The organism is Corynebacterium sp. HMSC14B06 (genome assembly GCF_001807075.1).
In the GTDB taxonomy this organism is placed as follows: Bacteria; Actinomycetota; Actinomycetes; order Mycobacteriales; family Mycobacteriaceae; genus Corynebacterium; species Corynebacterium jeikeium_D.
Window position 1 is genome coordinate 1 of sequence record NZ_KV787359.1, and the last position, 24677, is coordinate 24677.

25 protein-coding genes and 1 tRNA gene are annotated in these 24677 nt (G+C 61.1%); 18 read left to right on the forward strand and 8 right to left on the reverse strand.

Going from position 1 to position 24677, the window contains the following annotated elements; genetic code table 11:
- Positions 1–105: 105 nt before the first annotated feature.
- Positions 106–182: transfer RNA gene (locus HMPREF3130_RS02150), tRNA-Pro, on the reverse strand.
- Between the two features lie 171 nt (positions 183–353).
- Positions 354–1289 (reverse strand): metallophosphoesterase, encoded by a 936-nt coding sequence (locus HMPREF3130_RS02155; RefSeq protein ID WP_070429246.1) that lies wholly within the window; start codon positions 1287–1289, stop codon positions 354–356.
- Between the two features lie 39 nt (positions 1290–1328).
- On the opposite strand from HMPREF3130_RS02155, the gene HMPREF3130_RS02160 reads away from it, so the two are divergent.
- Positions 1329–1790: a GatB/YqeY domain-containing protein gene (locus HMPREF3130_RS02160; protein ID WP_049189436.1), complete on the forward strand. Its 462-nt coding sequence runs from the start codon at positions 1329–1331 to the stop codon at positions 1788–1790.
- A gap of 61 nt (positions 1791–1851) precedes the next feature.
- Here HMPREF3130_RS02160 and HMPREF3130_RS02165 read toward each other — a convergent pair whose 3' ends face one another.
- Entirely contained in the window at positions 1852–4251 is a 2400-nt protein-coding gene (locus tag HMPREF3130_RS02165; protein WP_246815096.1) for a transglycosylase domain-containing protein, read from the reverse strand.
- 380 nt (positions 4252–4631) lie between these two features.
- On the opposite strand from HMPREF3130_RS02165, the gene HMPREF3130_RS02170 reads away from it, so the two are divergent.
- The 4 genes from HMPREF3130_RS02170 to HMPREF3130_RS02180 all read left to right on the forward strand — a co-directional run bounded on the left by HMPREF3130_RS02170 (position 4632) and on the right by HMPREF3130_RS02180 (position 6818).
- Entirely contained in the window at positions 4632–4994 is a 363-nt protein-coding gene (locus HMPREF3130_RS02170) for a WhiB family transcriptional regulator (RefSeq protein WP_038627417.1), read from the forward strand.
- Positions 4995–5093: 99 nt separating this feature from the next.
- A complete protein-coding gene (locus HMPREF3130_RS11210; protein WP_005511670.1) occupies positions 5094–5255 on the forward strand; it encodes a Sp36 family protein in 162 nt (53 codons plus the stop codon).
- A 135-nt stretch (positions 5256–5390) separates the two neighbouring features.
- Positions 5391–5867: a RidA family protein gene (locus tag HMPREF3130_RS02175; RefSeq protein ID WP_070429248.1), complete on the forward strand. Its 477-nt coding sequence runs from the start codon at positions 5391–5393 to the stop codon at positions 5865–5867.
- A gap of 135 nt (positions 5868–6002) precedes the next feature.
- Positions 6003–6818, forward strand: a complete 816-nt coding sequence (locus HMPREF3130_RS02180) for an MBL fold metallo-hydrolase (protein WP_005511689.1) — start codon at positions 6003–6005, stop codon at positions 6816–6818.
- A 602-nt stretch (positions 6819–7420) separates the two neighbouring features.
- Here HMPREF3130_RS02180 and glxR read toward each other — a convergent pair.
- The gene (gene glxR / locus HMPREF3130_RS02185; RefSeq protein WP_005511668.1) at positions 7421–8104 is read right to left on the reverse strand and encodes a CRP-like cAMP-activated global transcriptional regulator GlxR; all 684 of its coding nucleotides are present in this window, start codon (positions 8102–8104) and stop codon (positions 7421–7423) included.
- Between the two features lie 647 nt (positions 8105–8751).
- Here glxR and nth point away from each other — a divergent pair.
- Genes nth through HMPREF3130_RS02205 form a run of 4 tightly spaced genes read left to right on the forward strand, consistent with a single transcriptional unit; the run spans position 8752 to position 12380 of the window.
- Entirely contained in the window at positions 8752–9534 is a 783-nt protein-coding gene (gene nth / locus HMPREF3130_RS02190; RefSeq protein ID WP_052317827.1) for an endonuclease III, read from the forward strand.
- A gap of 16 nt (positions 9535–9550) precedes the next feature.
- Positions 9551–10309 carry a TlpA family protein disulfide reductase gene (locus tag HMPREF3130_RS02195; RefSeq protein ID WP_070429249.1) on the forward strand — a complete coding sequence of 253 codons (759 nt, stop codon included), beginning with the start codon at positions 9551–9553 and terminating at the stop codon, positions 10307–10309.
- Complete coding sequence (locus HMPREF3130_RS02200; protein ID WP_070429250.1) at positions 10306–11187, forward strand: NUDIX hydrolase; 882 nt, start codon at positions 10306–10308, stop codon at positions 11185–11187. Before HMPREF3130_RS02195 ends, HMPREF3130_RS02200 begins: the two co-directional genes overlap by 4 nt.
- Complete coding sequence (locus HMPREF3130_RS02205) at positions 11184–12380, forward strand: MarP family serine protease (protein ID WP_070429251.1); 1197 nt, start codon at positions 11184–11186, stop codon at positions 12378–12380. The genes HMPREF3130_RS02200 and HMPREF3130_RS02205 overlap by 4 nt, the downstream gene beginning before the upstream one ends.
- An 83-nt stretch (positions 12381–12463) precedes the next feature.
- On the opposite strand, the gene HMPREF3130_RS02210 is transcribed toward HMPREF3130_RS02205, so the two are convergent.
- Both HMPREF3130_RS02210 and HMPREF3130_RS02215 read right to left on the reverse strand, forming a co-directional pair.
- A complete protein-coding gene (locus HMPREF3130_RS02210; RefSeq protein WP_070429252.1) occupies positions 12464–13441 on the reverse strand; it encodes an alpha/beta fold hydrolase in 978 nt (325 codons plus the stop codon).
- A gap of 94 nt (positions 13442–13535) precedes the next feature.
- Positions 13536–14036, reverse strand: coding sequence for a phage holin family protein (locus HMPREF3130_RS02215; RefSeq protein ID WP_016421928.1), 501 nt, complete (start codon positions 14034–14036; stop codon positions 13536–13538).
- 204 nt (positions 14037–14240) lie between these two features.
- On the opposite strand from HMPREF3130_RS02215, the gene HMPREF3130_RS02220 reads away from it, so the two are divergent.
- Complete coding sequence (locus HMPREF3130_RS02220) at positions 14241–15248, forward strand: Fic family protein (RefSeq protein WP_083276323.1); 1008 nt, start codon at positions 14241–14243, stop codon at positions 15246–15248.
- A 24-nt stretch (positions 15249–15272) separates the two neighbouring features.
- Here HMPREF3130_RS02220 and HMPREF3130_RS02225 read toward each other — a convergent pair whose 3' ends face one another.
- Positions 15273–16172, reverse strand: coding sequence for an HAD family hydrolase (locus tag HMPREF3130_RS02225; protein WP_083276324.1), 900 nt, complete (start codon positions 16170–16172; stop codon positions 15273–15275).
- A 602-nt stretch (positions 16173–16774) separates the two neighbouring features.
- On the opposite strand from HMPREF3130_RS02225, the gene HMPREF3130_RS02230 reads away from it, so the two are divergent.
- From HMPREF3130_RS02230 to HMPREF3130_RS02260, 8 genes are all read left to right on the forward strand, one after another.
- Positions 16775–18175, forward strand: a complete 1401-nt coding sequence (locus HMPREF3130_RS02230; protein WP_246815097.1) for a CpaE-like family protein — start codon at positions 16775–16777, stop codon at positions 18173–18175.
- Positions 18168–19313 carry a TadA family conjugal transfer-associated ATPase gene (locus HMPREF3130_RS02235; RefSeq protein ID WP_016421932.1) on the forward strand — a complete coding sequence of 382 codons (1146 nt, stop codon included), beginning with the start codon at positions 18168–18170 and terminating at the stop codon, positions 19311–19313. Before HMPREF3130_RS02230 ends, HMPREF3130_RS02235 begins: the two co-directional genes overlap by 8 nt.
- Positions 19314–19379: 66 nt before the next feature.
- Entirely contained in the window at positions 19380–20270 is an 891-nt protein-coding gene (locus HMPREF3130_RS02240; RefSeq protein WP_070429254.1) for a type II secretion system F family protein, read from the forward strand.
- Positions 20267–20920, forward strand: coding sequence for a type II secretion system F family protein (locus HMPREF3130_RS02245; protein ID WP_016421934.1), 654 nt, complete (start codon positions 20267–20269; stop codon positions 20918–20920). The genes HMPREF3130_RS02240 and HMPREF3130_RS02245 overlap by 4 nt, the downstream gene beginning before the upstream one ends.
- 3 nt (positions 20921–20923) lie before the next feature.
- Positions 20924–21091 carry a hypothetical protein gene (locus tag HMPREF3130_RS11315; protein WP_155877871.1) on the forward strand — a complete coding sequence of 56 codons (168 nt, stop codon included), beginning with the start codon at positions 20924–20926 and terminating at the stop codon, positions 21089–21091.
- A gap of 35 nt (positions 21092–21126) precedes the next feature.
- Positions 21127–21375, forward strand: coding sequence for a DUF4244 domain-containing protein (locus HMPREF3130_RS02250; RefSeq protein ID WP_049189400.1), 249 nt, complete (start codon positions 21127–21129; stop codon positions 21373–21375).
- Positions 21368–21721, forward strand: a complete 354-nt coding sequence (locus tag HMPREF3130_RS02255; RefSeq protein ID WP_053092999.1) for a TadE family type IV pilus minor pilin — start codon at positions 21368–21370, stop codon at positions 21719–21721. The genes HMPREF3130_RS02250 and HMPREF3130_RS02255 overlap by 8 nt, the downstream gene beginning before the upstream one ends.
- Positions 21718–22083, forward strand: coding sequence for an Rv3654c family TadE-like protein (locus HMPREF3130_RS02260; protein ID WP_049171052.1), 366 nt, complete (start codon positions 21718–21720; stop codon positions 22081–22083). Before HMPREF3130_RS02255 ends, HMPREF3130_RS02260 begins: the two co-directional genes overlap by 4 nt.
- Here the strand turns inward: HMPREF3130_RS02260 and HMPREF3130_RS02265 are convergent.
- On the reverse strand, positions 22067–24403 hold the full coding sequence (locus HMPREF3130_RS02265; RefSeq protein ID WP_070429255.1) for a DEAD/DEAH box helicase: 2337 nt from the start codon (positions 24401–24403) through the stop codon (positions 22067–22069). The genes HMPREF3130_RS02260 and HMPREF3130_RS02265 overlap by 17 nt on opposite strands.
- Between the last annotated feature and the right edge of the window lie 274 nt (positions 24404–24677).

Genomic DNA, 24677 nt, shown 5'->3' on the forward strand with positions numbered 1-24677 from the left:
GCATGCGGACACACTTTTCTTTACTTAACCCGAAAAGTAGGCCCAGAAGCCAATGACAAAACCCTCCCTCACTTGGATAACTCCAGGTGAGAGAGGGTTTCTACTTGGTCGGGGTAGCGGGATTTGAACCCACGGCCTCTTCGTCCCGAACGAAGCGCGCTACCAAGCTGCGCCATACCCCGAGGCCACAGACACGAACTGGGAACATACGTCTCAGTGCTGTGCTTGCGAGGACTTACTTTAGCCCGACGCTGAGTCAGAATGCAAAACGCCTGCTTAACGGGCTGCGGGGACAAGCCGCGGCCTCCGCCGCGCCCTTACAAACTACGAACTGCACCCCGACGGACTACGAACTACGAATCCCGCTCCACAACCTCAATCAAGGTCGCGGATGGGCGGCAGAACAAGCGCACCGGAGCGTAAGGGGAAGTGCCAAGGCCATTGGAGACATGCAGCCATGTCTTCTCGGTCCAGCGCGACAACCCCGAGGCCCGCGAGCGGTCGATACCGCAGTTGGTCACAATGGCCTTCCCGCCGGGCAGGCACACCTGGCCACCGTGTGTGTGACCAGAAAGCACCAGGTCGTAGCCGTCTTCCGCAAAAGCATCCAACACGTGGGGCTCTGGCGAGTGCGACAGGCCGATAGCGATGTCGGCATCCGCATTCGGAGCACCGGCGATCTGCGAATAATCCTCCAACTCGTGATGAGGGTCATCTACACCGGACAGCGCCACCTTCACGCCACCCGCCACAAACTCCAGCCGGGCATGGGTGGCATCCTGCCAGCCGTGCTCGATAAACGCAGCGCGCATGCCGCGCCACGGCAGTTCGACGCGTGAGGGCTTGCGCTTCTTGCCTGTCAGGTACTTCAGCGGATTGACAGGCCGTGGCGCGAAGTAGTCATTCGTACCGAACACGAAGGCGCCCGGACGGTTCAGTAGGGGGCCGAGCGCTGCGAGGACACTGGGAACGGCCTTGTCGCTGCCCAGGTTGTCGCCGGTATTAATCACCAGGTCAGGGTTCAGAGCATCGAGGCTGGCAACCCACTTCTGCTTCAGCTTCTGGTCGGGGAGCATGTGGAAGTCGGAGACATGCAGAATCCGGAAAGGCTCACCCTCGCGCTTTCCCGCCCGGGCGAGCGTGCCGGGTGCCAGCACGGGAACTTGCACACGGTGGAGTTTAAATGCGCGCAATTCGATTTGGTTCGCGTAGAGGAACGTCGTCAAGCCAAGCGTGGCGATAGCTGCGGCAGACCGCAGAATTCGGTTGGAAAAAGCGCGCGATGTCATGACAGAGACACTATCAACTACAGCGGTAATCTAGGGCGTATGAGTGAACTGAAGAACACAATTGTCTCCGATATGACCGCCGCAATGAAGGCCCGCGACAAGGAAACCGTCGCGGCGCTGCGCATGCTGAAGGCCGCTATCCAGACCGAAGAGGTTTCCGGCTCCAAGCACGAGCTCACCGATGACGAGGTGCTGCGTGTGATTGAACGGGAGGTCAAGAAGCGTCGCGAGTCCGCTGAGATGTATGCCGAGAACGGCCGCCAGGAACTTGCCGACGCCGAGCTCGCCGAAGCAGAGGTTTTCGCCCGCTACCAGCCGGAACAGCTTGACGACGACGCCGTGAAGAACCTCGTTGCGGAATCCGTGGCCGAGGTTGCTGGCGATGATGCGCCGAGCATGAAGATCATGGGCCAGGTTATGAAGGTGGCTAAGGAAAAGGCCGCTGGCCAGGTCGATGGCAAGCGGCTTTCCGAGGCCGTTAAGGCTGCCCTGCAGGGCTAGCGCGACCTTTCGCCGTTTTCCCTTTTCGGCGATAAGCGTTGGAGCTGCCTTCTAGGGTGAACTAGAACGGCAGCAGCGGAATCAGATCCCGCAAGCTCGGCGCCGGTGGAGTGTTTGGCCGAGGGAACTGCGGTAGTGGATCCGGCCGGGGCGTCGTCGACTCCGGTCGCGGTGACGGCGCTGGTGGCGGGGTCGGACGACGGGTGCCATCGGCCACGCGGATTGTGACGGTGCCACCCTTGAGAAGCAGCGGTGGCTGATCCAGTCCGACCACGATTCCGCGCGACTCACCCGTGTGGGACACTGTACGTTCCTCTACCTTGTAGCCAGCCTTCTTAAGGGTCTCCCGAGCCTCGGCCTTCTGCATGCCCACCACATTCGGCATTTGGGTGATAGAGGTGCCCAGGCCGTAGTCCGAATCCAATGGGGGGAGATTCTTTCCGCCATAGTCCTCGATAATTGGGCCGACTGCGCCGAACCATGTGCGCGCGGGCTCACGACCACCAAAGAGGTTGCCGCTCGGGCACTGCCGCAGTGGTGACGTGCACAGCTCCGTGACAGTCGGGGTGTCGTTGTAGGCGTAAACCGATCCGGCCAGACCGCCGGTGAAGCCCAGGAATGCCGCGGACTGGTTCGACTCGGTGGTGCCGGTCTTAGCCGCGACTGGGCCGTCCCAATTCAGCTCTTTCGCGGCATCCTTCGCAGTGCCATCGGTGGCATCATTGCTGAGCGCATTAGCAATCGCGTGCGCAACCCCCGGCTCCACCGCCTGCTCGCACGGTGGCACATTCAGCTTGACCGCATTGCCCTTGAAGTCCGTAATCGACTCAATTGGAGAGGGCTCGCACCAGCGGCCATTACTGGCCAGGGTGGCAGCGACATTGGACAGCTCAAGGTTATTCACCGACGTCGGACCCAGCACGAACGAGCCGAGCTTATGCTCCGAGACATAGTCCGCCACCGAGGACTCGCCATCAAAACTGCCCGGCTCCGTGTATGAGCGCATGCCCAGGCGTACTGCCATGTCCATCACGCCATCAACGCCGACCAGCTCCGAAATCTGAATAAAAGGAGTATTCGGCGATCGCGCGAGCGTCTCACGCAGTGACATCGACGGCGGGAAACTGCCCACGTTCTCCACGCAGTACAGGCCCGGAGGGCAGCCCTCTGCGCCACCGGTGCCCAGCCCGGAGGCCTCATAACGACGCGGCACCGGGAAGTGGGTATCAATACCCAGCCCCTTTTCCACCGCCGACGTTGCCGCGAAAATCTTAAAAATCGAGCCCGCGCCATTGCCTACCGGCGTAAATGGCTGCGGCTGCACGGTCTGCATTTGCTCCGCATCGAGGCCGTATACGCGTGACGACGCCATCGCGAGCAACCTCCTGGAGTCATCCCCAGGCTCAAGCAAACTCATAACCTCAGCTGCGCCATCCGCAGTCGGTGACGCCTGCTGACGCAGAGACTCCTGCACGCTGTCCTGCACACGCGGGTCCAGTGTGGTCTTCACATGGAAGCCACCGCGCTTCAGCTTTTTGGCATCAATACCGTGGTTCTCCAGGTAAGAGACCACATAGTCACAGAAGAAACCGCGATCGCCCGCCGCGATGCAACCCTGCGGCAGGCGCTGAGGCTCCGGAAGAATACCGAGATCAGCTGCCTTGGCGTCCTGAGCCTCCTGCGGGCCAATTGCCCCCGTGGATTCCATAGCCGCAAGCACGTCGTTACGCCGTGCATGCGCACCTTCCGGATTTGTATACGGATCGAGCCCGGAAGATTGCTGAACCATGCCCGCGAGCAGAGCGGCCTGCGGGACATTCAGATCGGACGCGGGAATGCCGAAGTAGGTCTGAGCTGCAGCTTCGACGCCGAAAGCGCCATTGCCGAAGGGGACCAAGTTTAAATACTTGGTCAGAATCTCGTCTTTCGTCAGCTCATCTTCCAGATCCAACGCGATGCGAATCTCGCGGATCTTGCGGCCATAATCCGTGGCAGTGGCAGCGCGGCGCTCCGACTCCGACTGCGCGTCTACGAGCAGCGTGTGGTTCTTAATCAACTGTTGCTCAATCGTGGAGGCGCCTTCCTGCACTGACTGAGACATGAAGTTCTTTACCGCCGCACGAGCAGTACCCTTCCAGTCCACACCAGAGTGCTCATAAAAGCGCCTATCTTCCACGCTGACCAGCGCATCCTTCATAGCTGGCGAGATGCGTTCCGACGGCACATTAAACCGCCGCTGATCATAGAGCCACGCAATTGGCTGATCATTACGATCCGTAATAGTGGTGACCCCTGGTGCGTCCTTAGAAATCACCGACCGCGACGCCGACGTGAATTCATCAGCCGTGCGCGCAACGAGGTAGGCCGAGCCGCCCACAAGAGGAAAGAGGGCGCTGGCCATAATCAACGCTGCCAACACAGTGGCAACGGAGAGCTTGAACAGCGTCGAACCTTTATTCACAGCAATCACACTACAAGGTAGGGCGGATTGAGCCGAAGTGGGTTTTCGAAAATCCACCTAGTGACATGCCCGGGGAGTCCAGTAAAACGCCTGGCGAGCGGGGGAGGGGGCGCTACGAATGCCCTTACAACACCGCGCAACTCGTCGTGTAGTGGTTTCCGGAAAAAGGTTTTCATAGTGACGCAAATCACCCCCGTGCTTTTGTTGGAAAAAGTTGCCCCACCTGCATCGTTATATTTAGAGATGCGCCACGTCCACCCTTCTAGTGTGACCCAATCGACATTATTTGGGTGGTGTGAATAGACTTACAACAAAATTTCAGCACTATTTAGTTGAAACTATTTCGAAATAACGAAAATCGCAGGCACGAGGAGGCTACAATGACCGCCACGATTCCAGATCGCAACCGCACTGCTACTACGCCAGAATACGAGCTCGGTGTAGAGAGCTTCCGCGATCGCCAGGAGTGGGTCCCGCGCGCTAAGTGTCGCGATATTGACCCGGATAAGTTGTTCGTTCGCGGCGCCGCACAGCGCGAAGCCGCAGTTATCTGCCGCCACTGCCCAGTGGTTCTGCAGTGCCGTGCCGACGCTCTGGATAACCGCGTCGAGTTCGGCGTCTGGGGTGGCCTGACCGAGCGTCAGCGCCGCGCAATGCTGCGCGAGCACCCGGAAATTACTTCGTGGGCCGACTTCTACGCTGAGCAGTACGCAGCTCAGCGCAAGGCAAAGCTGGCCAAGTAAAGCCGCCGAACTGGCGGACAGCTGGCTAAGTACCAAGTAAAACCGAAGTAAAATTGAACCCCCAGCGCGCGAGGCTGGGGGACAGATAAAGTAGCTCCCATGACTACTAAATGGGAATACTTCACCGCACCGCTGCTCATTCATAACACCAAGGCCATCCTGGACAACTTTGGTGAGGACGGCTGGGAACTCGTCACCGTTCTCCCGGGCCCGACCGGCGAAAACCACGTTGGGTACTTCAAGCGCCCGAAGGCTGACTAATTACCTCGGTGTCTAGCACCTAACTAGCAACGGCGGTTGTGCTTTCGATTGGCAGCTGACTCACGGTTGGCTGCCATCTTTCTTTGCCCGGCTTTATTCGCCGGACCCTAGCCGCCGTGGAAAGGCTTAACTTAAATGAGCAACTCTGAATCTCGCACTCCTTCCCAGGCCCTCGAGGACCTGGGGCTTGCCCTGCCTGCTGTTGCCGCGCCAGTTGCGGCCTACGTACCCGCAACGCGCACGGGCAACCTTGTTTTCACTTCCGGTCAGCTCCCATTCGTTAACGGCGAGCTCACCCACGTCGGCCACGTCGGCGCAGAGGTCACTGCTGAGGAGGCCAAGGAGGCCGCCCGCACCTGCGCTCTCAACGCTTTGGCCGCAGTCGATGCCGAGGTCGGTCTCGACAATGTCACCCGCATCGTGAAGGTCGTCGGCTTCGTCAATTCCGCCGCCGGATTCACTGGTCAGCCGGGCGTTATCAATGGAGCCTCGGAACTCTTCGGCGACGTCTTCGGCGAACGCGGCCAGCACGCTCGCTCGGCAGTGGGTGTGAATCAGCTTCCGCTGGACGCACCCGTGGAAGTCGAGATCATCGTTGAAGTAACCCAGTAGCTGCTGTATTTGCTGCCGTGACCAGTGGGGATGTTGCGTTCTCCGGGACGTCGTGAAGCGTGCTTACACCCAAATGAGCCGAATTGGACGACGTGGCGCGCTCCCCGGATTGCGCAACCACGTAGGATAGAGGACATGGAGCATCCTGCGTATAGCCAACTGCGTCAGATTTCTCAGTCTGTGGGCGTCGTTCTGTGCCCGAACCCCAGCTACTCTTCGCTGGAGGGTACGAACTCCTACGTTATTAAGGCTGAGGGGGATAGCCGCAGCATTGTCATCGATCCGGGTCCGGAGGACGAGGGACACCTGAACGTCCTCCAGCGCTATGCCGGCGACGTTGCGTTGATTCTGCTGACGCACCGTCATGGCGACCATGCTGATGGCGCCGCACGTTTCCGCCAGCTCACCGGCGCGCCGATTCGTGAGCTGGAGTCTCAGTACTGCGCGGGAGGTCAGGATCCGCTTGTCGACGGCGAACGTATCGTCCTCGACGGAGTGACTCCGCAGATTGAGGTCGTGGCAACCCCTGGTCACACCGCTGATTCCGTCTGCTTCTTCATCCACACTGGTGATGGCGAGGACGATGTTGAAGGCATCGTTACCGGTGACACGATCGCTGGCCGCCACACCACTATGATCTCGGAGACCGACGGCGACCTGGGTAAGTACATGGAAACCCTGAAAATGCTGGATTCGCGCGGCAAGGGTGTTCGTCTGCTGCCTGGTCATGGTGCTGACCTGCCGGACATCACTGTGATGACGCAGAAGTACATTGAGCGTCGTAAGCTGCGCCTTCAGCAGGTGAAAGATGCCGTTGCCAAGCTGGGCGACGAAGCTACGGTCGACCAGATTGTGGATGAGATTTACACCGATGTCGATCCGGTGCTGCGTCATGCTGCTGAGCAGTCGACTCGTGTGACCCTGCGCTACCTGCGCGATCACGGGGAGTAGTTGCTGGGCTTCGGCTTGGGTTTTGGCTTTGGCTTTGGCCGGTTGCTGGGCTGGTCTGGGCTGAGCTTAATTGAGGCTTGGCTGAAGCCGAGCTTGAGTGAAGCTGAGCTTGACTCACCGCATGAAAAGAGCGTGTGACCTGCAGTTTTGCGGGTTGCGCGCTTTTTGTTTGGGCTAGTGCTAGTTGGGGTGGGCTAGTGCCGGTTGGGTGGGTTGGCCTCGTCGGGGCCAGCTCAATCACTTATCGATGAGGTATCCACTTGTCGATGAGCTATAGCGCGCGCACAAGTGAACAGCGCATCGATAAGTGATTGATGCAAGGAGAAATCGGTGAATGGTGCATCGATAGGTGCCGGGAAAGCATCGATAAGTGGCAGAAAAGCATCGATAAGTGCGCCAAACTTGGCCGGCATGCCAGGTCAGCATGGCAGGCCGGCATACCAGGTCAGCATGCCAGGCCAGCGGGGGAAGACAACAAAAATCCCGCGAGCCTCATGCGTTTCATGTGCTCCTACGGGAACCGAGGATCCAAAAGCAGAGGCTGCGGGATGTGAGTCGTTTGGGCAGCGCCGCAAGCGCCACAAGCTAACGTGCGCAACAAGCTAACGTGCGCGGCGGGCCAAACGCTCCGTATCGGAGATGAGCACGGACTTGCCCTCAAGGCGAATCCAGCCGCGGTGGGCGAACTCTGCCAGAGCCTTGTTAACGGTCTCTCGGGAGGCGCCGACGAGCTGTGCGATTTCCTCCTGAGTCAGGTCGTGGTTCACGCGGAGAGCAGAACCTTCCTGAACACCGAAGCGATTGGCCAGCTGAAGCAGGGACTTAGCAACGCGACCTGGGACGTCGGTGAAAATGAGGTCAGCCAGTGAATTGTTGGTGCGGCGCAGACGGCGGGCCAGCATGCGCAGCAGCTGAGCTGGAACATCCGGGTGTGAACCAACCCATTCCTGCAGCTGATCGGCACTCATGGATGCGGCGGAAACCTCGGTGACGCAGACCGCCGAAGAGGTGCGCGGGCCCGGGTCGAAGATGGAGAGCTCGCCGAACATGTCGGACGGGCCCATGATGGTCAACAGGTTTTCACGACCGTCGGCTGAGCGACGAGCCAGCTTCACCTTGCCATCAATAATGATGTAGAGCCGATCGCCCGGCTCACCCTCATTGAAGATGGTGGTTCCACGCGGGAAGCGAACCGTCTCGAGCTCGCCGAGCAAGGCCTGCACAGCCTCCTGGTCGACTCCCTGAAATACACCGGCCCGGGAGAGAATCTCCTTGACGTCATCCACGGTAAAATTCTCCTGTCTTTGGCCACTAACCACCGTAAATACAGGCCAGCAGCCGCCAAATTAGCACTCGACTACAGATTGCAGTGGCCAAACAGGAAGAGAAACTACCCCGTCCCACTAGTCCCACTACTTTCGGTCTTTCCCGGTAACGCCGCTGCCAGCCTTCAAGGCAGGTTCATCCCTGGGCGAATTTCACGACAAATCGCCTCTACAGATGCATCCCAAAACTACGCCGTCACCAAGATGTGATAAGCACCACTGTAGCAAACGAGCCACTGCGCCTGTGGGGAATTCTGGTGAAAAGCCGCTGAACTGTGTATTTATAACTAATAATTCGCTAACGGTGTTCCAAGATGTGGTGGGGCATGACTTCTTTGGTTTTTGACCGAATATGCCCGAGCCGCTACCGGTTCCATCCGCATCCCGGACGAATCTAAAGATTCGGCCCGCGAAAGGTGCGCACGCGAATTGCAATCCGGGGTAGCCGATACACTACGACCATGGATACGACTGGCAAGGCATCGTCGTTAAGCACGCACCAGATAAACAAACCCCAGCCCACGCACCCGCAGGGATCCCTGACGTCGAAGAAGCGTCGGGCGGTGGGGGCGCATCCGGCGGCGCGAGGGAAGGAGACGCGCCTGGGTATGGTGCGGCGCGCGCGGCGGATTAACCGCACGCTGGCGGTGGCATACCCGAATGCTCACTGTGAGCTGGACTTTCGTAATCCGTATGAGCTCGCGGTGGCGACGATTCTGTCGGCGCAGTGTACGGACGTGCGGGTGAATATGACCACGCCGGCGCTGTTCGCTAGGTACCCCAGCCCTGCCGATTTGGCGGTTGCGAATCAGGAGGAGGTCGAGGAGCTCGTTCGGCCGACGGGTTTCTATAGGAATAAGGCTGCGAACATTATCGGCTTTGCGCAGGGGGTGATGGAGCAGCACGGCGGCGAGGTCCCGGGCACGTTGGAGGAGCTGGTGAAGCTGCCGGGCGTGGGGCGAAAGACGGCAAACGTGGTGCTGGGGAATGCTTTTGGGGTGCCGGGTTTGACGGTCGATACGCATTTTGGGCGTCTGGTGCGGCGCATGGGGCTCACAGAGCAGGAAGATCCGGTGCGCGTTGAGCACGAGATGATGGAGGTGCTACCGCGCGCGGAGTGGACGTGGTTTTCGCATCGCCTGATTTTCCACGGTCGCCGGGTGTGCCATTCGCGCCGGGCGGCGTGCGGGGCGTGCTTCTTGGCGGCGGATTGCCCGTCGTATGGTGTCGCGGGTCCGGCGGAGCCGGAGACTGCGGAGAAGTTGATTAAGTCAGACGACAGGGAATGGCTTCTCTACCTGGCCGGTCTTAATGACGGCTACAGTGGGGAGGAACTTTCCGCGCTTGACGACGGGGATAGCGCGCGCAACACCACAGCGACACAGGACTAGTCGAGGAGCACTTTTCGTGAATGAGCAGGGCGGTCATAGTCACAATGGTGGCCACTATGAGGATCGGCAGGTGGACGTTAACCGTTCGGCATCGCTGATTACGCTGCTCATCGCGGGAGTTAGCATTGTGGGTCTGGTGGTTTTCGCGATTGTGAATACCACTGGTGGCAATGACGAGGCCGATGATGGTGGGGCCGGAGCTGGTGTGAGTGCCGGTGTGGATGGCGCTGGCAGTGATGGCACCGGCAGTGATGATGAGGTGGATGGTGCATCGGCGGCGCCAGCGATGTCGAAGGACGAGATCGCGGCGGTAGCGGGTAGTGGCTCGCTGGCCGGTGTGCGCTTGCCGCTGTTGGCGGAGTCGGGAGACTCAGCGGATCAGAGCAACGAGGCTGGCCGAACGGAACTGGTAGACATGGGCCAGGTCGTCGAGGGCAAGCCGACAGTGCTTAATGTCTGGGCGTGGAACTGTGCGCCGTGTCGCCAAGAGCTACCGCTTATTGAGCAATGGGCCAAGGACAATCCGGACGTGCAGGTGGCGACGGTGCATGCGGCTCGCGAGGCGGGGCGTGGCCAGGCCTTCCTGCAGGAAATCGGAGTGAATCTACCGACCTACTCGGACACGGTCGACGTGGTCGGACCAGCGTTGAATCTACCGCGAGTTGTGCCCATCACCGTGGTGTTTAAGGCAGATGGCACAGTGGCGACCATTCATCCCGGTGAATTCACCGATGCGCAGCAGATTACTGATCTCGTGCGAGGTGCATTGAAGTGACTCAGGGACAGTCGTGGAATCGTGACGCAAGCTCGGGGCTGTATCTGCCGAAGTGGTTGACCAATAGTTTGCCGCCGCACCTGGTCAGCGCTGATTCCGACGCAGTTGGCCAGGCTGCCGGCACCAACCAGGCCACCAGCTCCAGCACCAGCCACGCCACAGCAGGCTACTCGAAGGAGCAGGGGGCCGGGCGCTCCGCTTCGTCGTCAAGCGTGAAGCGCGCGTTTGCGAAGTTGCGGCGAGACTCCTCGACGCAGGAAAAGCCGTTGCGGAATCCTGCGCGGTCGGCAGTGTTGGTGCTGCTCAGCGGTGATGCGCAGGTGCACCAGCGGCCGGAGGATGCCAGCGTGGTGCTTACGCACCGGGCGACCACGCTGCGTAAGCATGCGGGCCAGATGGCGTTTCCGGGCGGTCGCGTGGACCCGGAGGACGTGGACGAGGTCGATACCGCACTGCGCGAAGCTGAAGAAGAGACCGGGCTGAACCGGGAGACGGTGACGCCGGTGCGGGTGCTGGACTCGATTGACATTTCGCGGACTGGCTTCGCGGTGAATCCGGTGTTGGCGTATTGGCATGCACCGCATCCGCTGCGTGTGGTCGACCCTGCAGAGACGGAATCGGTGCTCAATGTGCCAATTAGCCACCTGACGAATCCGGACAACCGCATGATGCTGGGCTATCACGGCTGGACAGGACCGGCATTTAAGGTTGGTGACTTCGTCGTTTGGGGCTTTACCGGCGGCGTGCTGTCCTACTTGCTAGACGTGGCCGGCTGGTCGGAACCGTGGGACGACACCAACGTGCAGAAACTTTTGCCGGTGCTCGCGCGTTCCGCTAATGGTGAAAAACTGTCCGTACTGAAGGGAGGCCGACGATGATGCCTGCAATCGCTGTGTTTGACGTTGCGCTGCTGGCGGTCTTCATTTTCGCGCTTATCGTCGGCTGGCAGCAGGGCGCCGTCTCGTCGATTATGGCCATTTTGGGCGTTGTCCTGGGCTTGGTCATTGGTGTGCCCTTGGCGCCGCTAGCTATGGCGCAGGTCGAGAACCAGTCGGGAAAGGTTCTTCTGGGCCTCGGCACAGTGATTCTGTTCGCCCTGATTGGTCATGCGGTGGGAACAGTGGCAGGGCAGTCGCTGCGGAATACCATTCGCTCGCCGTTGGCAGTCGGCCTGGATTCGAGCCTTGGTGCCATCGTGCAGTCCGTGACTGCGCTGGTAGTGACATGGATGATCGCCGTACCCCTGGCCACCGCCGTGCCCGGGCAGTTCGCCGACTGGGTGCGTGAGTCCAAGGGCATGAACCTCATTGACCAGGTCGCGCCCGACGAATGGAGTGACGGCTTCAGTGGCATCCTCCGTCAGCTCCGCGACGATGGAATGCCCGCCATCGCTCCGCCATTCGGCTACAAGCAGAACGTCCCCGACGAACCCGCCGACCCCAATGTGATTTCACAAGGTGTCGTCGACAGTATTCGACCGTCCATCGTCCGCGTCTTGGGCGAGGCCCCGCAGTGCGAACGCTTGCTGCAGGGCACGGGCTTTGTCATCGCACCGGATCTGATTCTCACCAATGCGCACGTGGTCGCCGGCGCCACCACTGTTCGGCTGGAAACTGTGGTCGGCATGGCTGACGCAAACGTCGTGCACTACAATCCGCTTGACGACGTCGCCTTGCTCCGGACCACCGACCTACCCCTGGAGCCTATGCAGTGGGCGGACCAGGAAGCTCGTCCGGGCGATGACGCGGTAGTGCTGGGCTTTCCCGAGTCCGGCCCCTTTAAAGCCACGCCTGCGCGCGTGACGGAGAACATTATTATTCGAGGCCCGGATATTTATTCGTCGACTCGACACGAGCGCCAGTCCTATGTTCTGAAGGCAGATGTGCGCCACGGCAACTCGGGCGGCCCACTGATTACGCCACAGGGCCAGATCCTGGGCTTGGTCTTCGGTGCCGGTGTGAACAATGACCAGACTGGTTACGCGCTGACGCACGCCGAGGTCCAGCCACACATTGATGAGGCGATGGATCACTACGGGGCCATCAGCACGCGGGAGTGCGTGGCGGGGTAAGCGGTAAGTTGTGTGTCTGTGGGCAGGGCAGCCCCTAGTCCCAGCCGCAGGAGAGTTCTGGCTGGCTTCAGCCGTGCCGGAGCCTAAGATCCCTCCGGCAACCAGTGCAGGTGATCTCTGATTGCCTGCGCCACAGCCTGCGGTTTTTCTACCGGCAGGAAGTGCCCACAGCCCGGGATGACGCGCACGTGGGTGGAGCTGAGCTCCACCAGCGCAGGTGGGGTACGAGTGTCCTGCTCGCCGACGAGCAGCACCGTGTGCTCATCGCTTTTCGACGAGCCCTCCATCGCACCCAACCACTTGCGGAAAGCGACTGGGGCCGGTCGCGTCCACCAATTCATGTGAGCCAGTGCAGGGCGGAGTGCGCCACTGGCCAGGCTGTCAGCCATGAGTTCCGCGGTCTGTTTCCCCTCAGGGGTCTCGGCGAACCCCTCTCCGGCGGTGGACATGGACTCGCGGACAATGCGGTCAATCAGTCGCTGCTGGCGAGCCTCAGCTGCCTGCGTGCTGAACTTATTGCGGCGAAAACGCGGCACCCGTGGCCGCGAGTCCCACCACGAACGGCGCAGCAGCGGGGCAAGGCTATTGCGGAAGTCCTCCGACCACGGGCTCTTCAACTGGTTGAGCCACACCTTCGGATGTGCAGCACCACAACCAATAATTCCGGCAACAAGGTTCGGCTGCCGCGAGGCCAGCGTCCATGCCACCCACGTGCCGAACCCCTGACAGACCAGCAGTGCGGTCGAGTGCCCCAACGAGCGAATCGACGAGGCGATGTCCTGGGCCGCCTCAAACGGATCGTAGCCATGCGGTGTTCGGTCGGACTGACCGTAGCCACGCATAGAAATAGCCACAGCATGCACGGGGAGGGGGTCGCCCGAGTCGTCGTTAAGCAGTGGCAAAACCTCGCGCCATTCAAACCAACCGCCAGTCGAGCCGTGAATAAACAACACGAGCGGATCGGAGGGGCGGCCGCACTCGGCGATGTGTAGGCGCTGGCCGCGGACGTGAATGAGACGATGACGCCAGGGGCCGGTAAGAGAATCGCTGAGGGAGGTCATGAGGGGAAAATACCTTTTCCGAAGGGCTTAAACCGGGACTGAATAAGACAAAAGGGCGAGACCAACAAGTCCCGCCCAATTACTTTTTAAGCCTTTAGGTGTACATACCGTTCGACTGCGAAGACTTCTTTGCCGACCCCGACGGCACGACCCCCTTCAGCTCCTGCATCGACTCGATGGTCTTCTCCGGCTTGCGGATCGACTTGACCTTCTTCAGACCCAGCAGCGCCGCGACACCGGCGATGACCAGCATCAGAACGAAAACGATGAGGAATGCAGCCCAGGTTGGCAGCCAAACATCCAGCAGCCAGCCGAGGAAGAAGAAAAAGAAGAACGAGGAGTACAGCGCGACGACGCCGGCAACCGCGAAGAAGCCACCGCCAACTGCGCCCTTCTTAGCCTCGCCAGCAATTTCGGCCTTGGCCAGCTCAATTTCAGAGCGAACCAGAGCGGAAATCTGCGAAGAAGCATTAGACACGAGCTGGCCGACGCTAGCATCACCCGATGCGTTGCTATCCACATCACTCAGCGGGATAGCGGTAACACGCGGTTCGGTGCCGTCGGTAAAGAGACCCTTCGTATCGTCGTTGCTCACGTGTACTTCCTCCTACGCAGATGGTTGGAAAAGATGGTTTGAAACTTTAAAACTGCAGTTACAAACTGCCATACTACCTCTGATTGTGGGTAGGGCGCGCCATAAGGGCGAAAAAGCCAAGAACTCGTTGAAGTTTTTCTCATCTTTGACCATTTCTATATAAGTTTGTCACTTACTTAGCGGTGAAGAATTAGGGTGTGGGATATGAACAATCAGCCTGAGAACGTGCGTGGAGCCGATGGAGTTGGTGCCGGTGCCGGCAATGCTGTCGGCAATGGCGCCGGTGTCGGAAAGGGTGGCCTAGCTGGCATGAGCCTGGGTGTGTCCTCCGTGTCGGCGAAGAAGCGCGCAGAGCGTGAGGCAGCGCAGGCGAAGGCATCTGAATCGGGTGCCGGTGGCGCTGACAGTGCTCCCGCCGCTGCTATTCCGCAGCTTGACCCCAAGGACCCCCTCGCGCCCCTGTGGCAGCTCGACGGCGTTGCACACGCGGCTGATGTCGCGGCCAAGGCCATCCAGTCCGTCCATAGGCACAAAGCCAACCTGCGCAAGCACAACGTCACCGGTTCCGAGTCGGTCCTGCGTGGCGCTCGGGCATCGGCGTGGCTAGAAGGCGGCGAGCCATCGCTTCCCGACGACGGCAACATCACCGATCCCGTACTCGCAGCAGCCCTGCGGGTTGCCGACACCATTTCCCCGGAGTCAATTGGTGAGACCACCCGCGTGTGGCAGCGCGCTCCGCAGCAGGTGCTGGCCAAGTTTGCGTTGAACGCATCGCCCGCAGGTGAAACTGAAGACGGTTCCGAGGCGCGGATGAAGGCCGGCCGTCCGGTCGGTGACGACAAGCTCTCATCCGCGATGAAGGAGCAGCGTCTGCACGTGCTCGGTGACTTCATCACTGGCCGCAGCCAGATCCATGCTGGCGTGCTCTCGGCGATTGTGCACGGTGAGCTGCTGACTCTGCGTCCCTTCGAGTACCACAACGGCATCATCGCCCGCGCCGCCTCGCGGCTGACAACTGTCGCAACCGGCCTGGATCCGCGTGGCTTGGCCGTGCCCGAGGTCTACTGGACTCGCCACCGCCAGGAGTATTTCGAGGCCGCAGAGGGGTTTGCGTCGGGAAGCGCTGATGGCCTGCGTGCGTGGATTCTCCTGCACCTGGAGGGGCTGAAGGCCGGTGCCGTGGAAGCACGCGGTATCGCCGAAGCGGTGTAGGCAGGCCGGCTGCTGGATGGTGGGTTAGTCGGCCTTTGACTCGTCGTCGTTTTTGCGCAGTGCCAACAACGTCGCACCCGCGCCAAGCGCCAGCGTGACACCGGAAAGGATTGCAGCATTGCGTTTCGACGGCGCGCGAAACAGCGGGACGGGATTCCGGAATTGGCGCACAGGCCACTCACGCTCCGTCGCAATCTTGCGCAGGGCGCGATCGGGATTGACCACGACGGGATGGCCGACTGCAGACAGCATGGGCTCATCAGTGATGGAATCCGAGTATGCGAAGCATTCGGCCAGGTCGAACTGGCGCTTTTCCGCTATCCGACGCATCTGCACGGCCTTGTTTTCGCCGCGGCAGAAGAATTCCGTTTCACCCGTGAAGATCCCATCGCGGACCTCCAGTTCGGTGGCCACCACGTTGTAGACACCGAGTGCCTGCGCAATGGGCTCAACAATCTGCCGAGCCGATGCCGAGATAATGAACACCTGATGCCCCTGTGCGCGGTGTTCACGAATGAGCTCCAAAGCCTCGGCGTAGATGTACGGCGTGATGTTCTGCTCTAGGGTTTCGATGGCGACCTGGCGCAGCTCTCTGGCGCTGTGACCAGCGATAAGAGCGGAAAACTGCTCGCGGGTGGCCTCCATTTGCGCCTCATCATGCCCCTGCGACATGTATAGGGCATGGCTGAGCGCCATTTGCAGCATGTCTGTCGGCGAAATGATGCCGCGCTCGAGGAATTGCTTGTTGAACGCATATGCCGAGCTCTTGGCAATAATGGTTTTATCCAGGTCAAAGAACGCAGCGACGCGAGAGTCAGCGGTGGCGTGGAGGCCTGCAGCGATTTGGGCATCTTTAGAGCTGCTCGTGTCCGTAGAAGCGCGCGGCTGCGGCGTTGTTGAAGCCTTGTTCTCGCCGGTGTTCATAGACTCCGAGCTTACCCATGGATGTCGGGCACGGGGAGAGCATTATGAGTGTTTAACTGCTGGGTGGGGAACTGGGGCGATTGGGGCGTGGCAGTTTTGGGCGCGATTAATCGAGGAGACGTGACATCGAACATATTGGGCATTAAATCCTTTGAAAGGTATTTGCAGATTCCTCGGGATATGTAATACTTGGACGTGGCTGGCCCCTTCTTGTTCTTTTTAGAAACAGACTGCGAGGCCGCCCCGGCTCAATCCCCCCCCCCCGAGCCGGTTAAAGACGCCTCGCGCCAATCCCCCCCCGGCGCGGGGCGTCGCCCCTTTTTGCCCAATGTTGAGGGTTATGTAGAAAAAGTTACAGGCTGCAAATGTGAAACTGTATGAGTTTATGACACTTTCAAGCCATTTTTCGTGCCATTTTTGTCATAAACGCAGTCACTAACTTGCATTGGCCAGGCCGCGCAGTAGTCATGCCACGCAGTGGCATAAGGCAAAGGCGACGTGGCGTTCTGCAGTTATCCACAGTCTGAAAATTATCCACAGACAGCGAGGTTTTGGCCCCTTGTGGGCATCATTGAATCCGCCCTGTAGTGCACGCTATGGCCATGGCGATCAAGAAACTGTCCATGGCTCAGCGAACCGAGGCTCCAACAAATCCAGTAGTCAACGCCGTCGATGATGAAGCGCTGCGTGAAGAGGTTGCGCTCATAGTCGCTGCTACCGGTCGTGACTGTGTGCAGGAGACCGTGCCACCTGTGGCTGCAGCGTCAGTGGCCGCACAAACATTTGCTTCGCCGCCAGCATCACTATCATCATCAGCCCCAGAGCCTTCCCCATCATCAGTATCGACAGGAGCGGGAGTGTCATCGGCCCTGTGGCGTCGGGCACCAGCGGTGTTCGTCGATGCACCGGCAGCCCGAAGATTGACCGGACGGCCTCATAGTGAGGGAGCGATCTTTCTGGTCCGCAGTGATACTGAGGCGGAAGATGCGCAGGTAGCGGAGGTTTTAGCTCCTGTTTACAGCGCCAGTTTGCCCGCGGACAACGTCGATATTGTCGAGCTGCTCGGCCGTGGCGACGTACGCCCGGATGCTCCGAAGCCCTCCGATTGCCAAAACCGCTCGAACCACCTGAACCACCATCAGAACCCAGCGTCACCTGCCTTCGCAGACGTGATTACAGCACCGGGTACAGAACCCGTACCGAACGTGCCGGCAACTACAACCGATTCCACGGCAACGTGCCTGATGTTGGTTCCTGCGGTCGGCGGTGCCGGGGCTTCCATTGCCGCGGCGGCGAGTGCATTGGTTCTTTCCCGTGAAAGGCCCATCTGTTTGGTGGACGCGGACGTGCTCGCGGGAGGCATTGATCTGGTGCTCGGGATGGAAACGGAACCGGGATTGAGGTGGCAGGACTTCTCGGCTGCTGATGGTCGTCTCGACGGAGCGGCACTCTACGAAGCACTGCCATCCTGCCCGCGATCACCCGCTCTGAAAGTGTTGACGTGGACTCGCAGTCGCACGCCCGAGACGACTTACAACCACGCCTCGGCGAACAACAAATTCGACAGCGCCGACAGAACCGACAGGCCCGACGATGTCCGGCACATTGCCAGCACCATTAGTTGCCTTATTCATGCCGGAATTACGGTCATCGTGGACTGCCCGAAGCAGGTGGAGTACGTCACCACTCTCGGCGCACTTGCCGATGACACCGTCATAGTCCTGCCCACCTCCGTTCGAGCCATCGCAGCCGCTGGGCACTTGGCGAGCATCTGTGCACAGGCGGGGTTCACCCCAAATCTTGCAGTGAGGTACCAGCAGCACCGCGATATCAGTGTCGAAGAGGTGGAATACGCTCTCGACCTGCCTATTGTTGGTGAGATTGAGTACTGCAAGAAGGTAGCTCACGAGATAGATGTGGGCGGGCTCGCTGGAACCGTCGGCAAGCTGACGCGGGGATTGGAAGCGATGTTTGCCCTTGTCGGCGGTGGTGGCGATGGATGACGTCAGGCTGTTGGCGGCGGTGCGGACGGCGCTTGCGGAGCGGCCTGGGGTGGCATCGCATAGCGAGGTCGCCGACATCATTCGCGCAGAGACCTCGGGGGTTGTCTCCGATGTGAAGGTGCTGGAGATTCTACGCACGATTCGCGAGGAAACAGTGGGCGCGGGTGTGTTGGATGCGCTGTTGCGACGCCCGGGTGTCAGCGATGTGCTGGTCACCGCGCCGGGCGAGGTCTGGGTCGACGCCGGCAACGGACTGGAGCGCGCCGAGATTTCCTTCGCGGACGAGGGCGAGGTGCGCGCGTATGCGGTGCGGCTCGCGTCGCGGTGTGGACGAAGGCTTGACGACGCGCAACCCTGGGCAGACGGCCATATTCCTGGTGGTGTCGGCGGCTGTGGTGTGCGAGTTCATGCGGTGCTTTCCCCACCGTCGGCGACCGGCACTCAGATTAGCCTGCGGGTGCTGCGTCCGGCTCGTCGCGGACTTGCGGAGCTATGCGATGTCGGGCTATTTCCACCGAAAATTCTGCCGGTGTTGCGGGGAATCGTGGCGAGACAGCTGTCGTTTATTGTCGCCGGTGGCACGGGTGCGGGAAAGACCACGCTATTGGCGGCGATGCTCTCAGAAGTTAATCCTGACCAGCGCATTGTGTGTATCGAGGACACTCCGGAGCTGCAGCCTCAGCATCCGCATGTGGTGAAGCTGGTGACCAGGGCCGCCAACCTGGAGGGCGCCGGTGCGATTGGGCAGCAGGAGTTGCTGAAGCAGGCGTTGCGCATGCGTCCCGACCGCATTGTCGTCGGGGAGATTCGAGGCGCCGAAGTGGTGGATCTGCTGGCAGCGTTGAATACGGGGCATCGCGGTGGGGCGGGGACAATTCACGCCAACCGCATTGGGGATGTCGTGGCGCGCTTTGAGACCTTGGGGCTGATCGGTGGCCTTGGTCGCGCCGGGCTGCATGCGCAGTTGGTCTCGGCGGTGCAGGTGGTGTTGGTGGTCGAACGCGCTGATGTTCGCAGGCTGGCACAGATCGGGCTGCTACGCGGTAACCCACCGGAGGTGGTGGAGGTCTGGACTGCTCGGGATGGGCCTGGGCCGGGTTGGGAAGCGTTGCAGAAGTTGCTGGTCGGCGGGGAATAACCGGTGGAATACCCGATGGAATGACTAGAGGAAAAGTCAGGGGATTAGACGGGGAGATTAACAGCTATGGGGGAAGGGTTTAGCGTGGCGATGCTCATTGGGGGAGCGGCTGCGGCGGTCGCTATCTGGCCGGACAGCTCGGCGGCGGTGCGCTCGCGAGCACTGGCAGGCCGTGGCCGCGAGGTGTCCGGCGGGCTGAAGTGGTTGCAGCGCATGGTTGGACTTGGTGCTGGTTCCACGGGGTCGAGTGCAGTAAGCACTGGCAGTGCGAATCGAACTGCAGGACTATCAATCCTCATCGTTGCAGGCCCAGCACTCGTGTTGCTGTGGCTCGCCGGGATTCCAGGTGTCATAGCCGGGCTGTTGCTGGGTCGCACCGCAGGGGCAGTAGTGCGCGCTGTGGGGGAGAGGCGCTGTGAACGTCGGGAAGCGGACAGCGCTGCGGTAGCGCTGGAAACTTTGACCGCGCGGCTGCGCGCAGGAGCGGCGGCTTCACGAGCGCTCAACGCGGCAGCAGCGGAATTGCGCAGGTCAGGGGATGAGACTGTGTTGGCTGATCATCTCGCGCACGCGGCGCATCGCGCGAACTTCGCCGACCCGTGGGAGGGCGAAGAATCTTCGGAGCAACTGCGCCGGATTGGGCGTATGTGGACGGTGGCGCAGCAACACGGTCTGAGTTTGGCTGGGTTGCTGGACTGCGCGCGGGGTGATCTGCAGGCTCGTCAGGCGCATCGCTCACAGACGTCTGCCGCGCTGGCGGGACCGCGCATGACGATCGCCATCTTGGCATCGCTGCCGGTGTTCGGTTTGGTCATGGGGCAAGCTTTCGGAGCGTCCCCATTCGAGTTCCTCAGTCGCGGTATCGGAGGAATTGTGCTGGTCATCGGTGTCGGGCTGGTGTGCGCGGGCATCGAATGGGCGGTCGCCATCATCGATCGTGCGGAGGCCGGACAATGATTGCCGCCGCACTTCTCATCGCCGTCTACCTCTGCTTGCCGACGTTCAATCCCGTCCGCAGCCGACTGCCCGAATTGGTAGCCGAGTCGGATGCTCGTGTGCGAGGAGGCCTACGTCGACAGGTGACCAATCGGGTGTCGCAGATTGCCGCACAGGTGCGGGAACGTGTGCGAACTCTCATTGGAGGTGAGCGCATCAGCTCGGCTGTGCTGCTCGATGCCGCAGCGGCCCTCGACATCATTGGCGCTTGTTTGAGCTCCGGTATGCCGTTGTCACAGGCCATGGCAGCAGCTGCCGATGGTGCAAACCCTGAGCTGGCCGAGCCACTTCGACAGTGTTCCGCCAGGTTGTCCGTGGGCGCGCACTCCACTTGGGAAAGCCTTGCTGCCACACCCGCGCTCGTGCCCCTGGCGACAGCTGGGCGCCGAGCAAGCGAATCCGGCACCGTTCTGGCGCAGGCCTTGGAGGACACCGCTGCCATGTACCGCAGTCAAGCGCACGATGCGGCGCAAGCCGTCGCCGAAAAGGCTGGTGTCCTCATTGCCGGGCCGCTGGCGTTGTGCTTTCTACCCGCGTTTGTGGTGCTGGGTTTGGTGCCCACCATCGCTGGGCTTGCCGACGAAATGTTTGCAGGACTGATGCCGTCATGAAGCGTGGACACTTCTGCGCCAAGCCCCGCGCGCTGGCACGCGCCGGATGCAGTGCTGGTTGCGCTCTCAGCTGTGACTTCGGTTGTGCGCGTGGTCCGCCTGCCGCGCCGCATTCCAACACGCATCAACCCGCATCAACGCGCGTCAATGCACATCACACCTCACAACTGACCTGTCACTCGACATCCACACAGGGGGAAACACTCATGACCACTCAAAACTCCAACCGTCCAACCAATCCGCTGACCGCTGCGCAGTCCCAGCTGCGCTCGTATTTGCACAAGCGTCTGCACGCTCTGGCAACTGAGGAAAACGGCATGTCAACCGTGGAATATGCTCTCGGAACGATCGCTGCCGCCGCTTTCGGAGCCCTGCTCTACACCGTCGTGACCGGCGGCGATATCACCCAGGCGCTCACCGACATCATCGAAAGGGCGCTCAACACCGATGTCTAGCCGCATCCGCTCTACGCTTCATCGCCTGTGCGTCGGCGACGAAGGCCAAACGACGGTAGAAACCGCTTTCGGTCTCGCGGCGCTGGTCACGGTCATGGTCACGGCTCTGTCCGGGCTGGTCACAATCGCAATGTACCTAGGGCTTACCGACGCGGCCGGAGCCATCGCACGGGCTGAGGCGCGGGGCGATGCGGAGACAGTAGCCGAGCTTCGCGCAGACGCGGATGGGCAGGTCGCGATATCGGAAACCTCCGGTACCGTGCGCGTGACCATTCGGCGCTCAGCGGGGCCATTTTCGCTGGAAGCACGCGCGGTCGCACTGCGGGAAAGAGCGGCATCGTCATGAGAAACGTGACAGCCCGCCTTCTCCGCGAAGAAGAAGGTTCCACCACAGTCGCAGCTGCACTGTTCATCGCCGCTTTCGTCGTTCTGACTTTGGTTGGAGTTACAGCCGGGGTGAGGGTGGTGCAGGCTCGGCAAGCAGCGGTAGCAGCGGATCTGGCTGCGGTGGCCGGCGCTGTGGCTGCGCAAGAGAGCGACGATGCCTGCAAAGCTGCGGGGTCAATCGCAAAAGCTAACCACGCACTCCTTGTGACCTGTGAGATTGATGGGGAGGACGTGCAGGTCAGCGTCGAACGAAAGGAGAGAAAAGCCACGTCCAGGGCAGGGCCGGTAGCGGTGGAGGATGCTGCTACTGGCCGTCGTTAAGCGCGCGCGACACCCCACTGAGCACCTTGATTGCGCCGGCCTTGTCCAGCGGATCGTTGCCATTGCCGCACTTGGGCGACTGGATGCACGATGGGCAGCCGGATTCGCACTCGCAGGCGGCGACGGCATCGCGGGTTGCGCGAATCCACTGAGCGAAGGCCTCGTAGCCACGGTCGGCAAACCCCGCACCACCAGGGTGCCCGTCGTACACAAAAACGGTGGGCTGCTGGGTATCGGCGTGCATGACCGTGGAAACACCGCCGATGTCCCAGCGGTCGCAGGTGGCAATCAGAGGCAGCATGCCGATAGCCGCGTGCTCGGCTGCGTGAAGAGCCCCCGGCGCGATGTCGGAGCCCACGCCCCAGGAGCGCAGGGTGGACTCGGGCATTGTGTAGGCCACGGCGCGCGTGACCAAACGTTGCGGAGGGTAGTCAAGTTCAACACTGTCGAGAATCTCGCCGGTATCCAGGCGACGAAGATAGGAGGTGACCTGGTGAAAGACCTCGACCTGGCAGGAGGCGACCTGTAGGCCCTGGTAGTGGCGCATATCGTCAACGTCCAGAATGCGGATGGTGGTGTCCATGCGTGAGCTGGTGGAATAGCGTGGCTGCTCGGGGTGGACTAGGGCGACGAGGCTGTCGAAGTCCAGTTGGTCAACAACGTAGGACTCGCCGCGGTGCAAGTAGACGGCACCGTCGTGGACCTGCTGCATCGCCCGGCCAAGATCGATGGTGCCAAGCAGTCGACCATCGGTCTGGTCGACGATAGCTACTTCCTGGCCATCGCCGCCACGGACGTTCACGGCATCGTGAGCAGTGGCGATACGCGGCCCTTCATCGCGGTCGGTTGGGTAGTAGACGGGCTCTTGTCCTTCCCAGGTGCGCTTGCGCAACCAGCCTGCGGACACCATGTCTTCGGCTACGGGCAAAGTTCCCCACGCTTGAAGCTGGCTGGTGGTGACGGGTTTCTCCACAGCCGCGCAGTAGAGGTGTGACCACACCACATGTGGGTTGCGGGGATCGAAGACGGTCTTTTCCACCGGCCTGCCCAGCAGTGCGGACGGGTTGTGGACCAAGTACGTGTCCATGGGGTCATCACGAGCCACCAGCACCACCAGCGCGCCCTGGCCACGACGACCCGCGCGGCCGGCCTGCTGCCAGAATGAAGCGACCGTGCCCGGGAAACCGGCCTGCACCACCGCGTCGAGGCCACCGACGTCAATGCCCAGCTCCAATGCATTGGTGGTGGCCACACCTAGCAGGGTGCCGTCATCGAGCATGCGCTCGATGTCGCGGCGCTCTTCGGCCAGGTAGCCGGCGCGGTAAGACTCGATGCGCTCGGCGATATCGCTGCGGTGGCGCTTCTCCAGGCGCTCACGCACGCCGAGCGCTACCTTCTCAGCACTGCTTCGCGAACGGGTGAAGGTCAGGGTGCGGGCGCCCTCGACAAGCAGGTCGGCCATGATATCCGCGGCCTCGGTCGGGGCGGGGCGGCGCACGGGTGCGCCGTTCTCGCCTTGGAGGTCGGGGAGCAGGCCGGGTTCCCACAGGGCGATCGTTCGCTCGCCGACCGGGGCGCCGTCTTCGGTGATGGCCTCGACAGGCTCGCCGATGAGGCGACGAGCCTGGTCAGCGGGGTCGTTGGTCGTCGCAGAGGCAAAAATCACGGTCGGCGAGGCACCGTACTCGCGGGATAGCCGCAGGAGGCGACGCAAAATCTGAGAGACGTTGGCGCCGAACACGCCTCGATAGGCATGGCATTCGTCGACGACGATATAGCGCAGGTTGCGCAGCATCCGCGTCCACCGAACATGGTTGCCGAGCACCGAAACATGCAGCATATCGGGGTTGGTAAACACCCAACGGGCGTGGTCGCGGATGGCGCGCCGGGCGTCTTGTGGGGTGTCGCCGTCGTAAAGCGAAATCAGCGAACTCAGTGACGCCGGTGCCATCGCGCGTGCAGTGTCCAGCTGATCGGCGCCCAGCGCCTTGGTCGGAGAGAGGTACAGCGCGGTGGCCGCGGGGGTGGCGGACAGTTCTGTGAGCACGGGCAGCAGGTAGCCGAGCGATTTACCCGACGCCGTGCCCGTCGCGACGACGCAGTGCACGCCCTCGCGGGCAAGGTTCGCGGTTGTCGCCTGATGAGTCCACAGGTTCTCAATTTTGCGATCTACCAGCACTTCTTTCAGCCAGCCCGGCACCCATTCGGGCCAAGGCGCGGTCACGCCAGCACGCGCAGGAAGATCCGCAATGTGCGTCACCGTCGCCCGCGGATGCGCACGAATAACCGGCCCCAGCAGCTCCCGCCCAAACGACTCCACCGACGCCACCCTTTCCTGTAAACGCGCACTTCATATGTTTGACGACGCTTCCTATCAGCCACATTCTCGCTATTCGACACCCCAGTTTCTCCGGACTCCGAACACGGGTTTACGGGGGTGGCAAGAAGCTGTTCCTAATCGGCGCTCGCGCCCCAAACGTGGCAGACTTTTTGAGTGTATCGCCCGCCAACGGGCACCCAGCAAAAACTCGCACGAGGCGAAAGGGTGCTTTGGCCGTGTTTACCCCATCGTGTGTGGCCGGATGTGCGTGGCG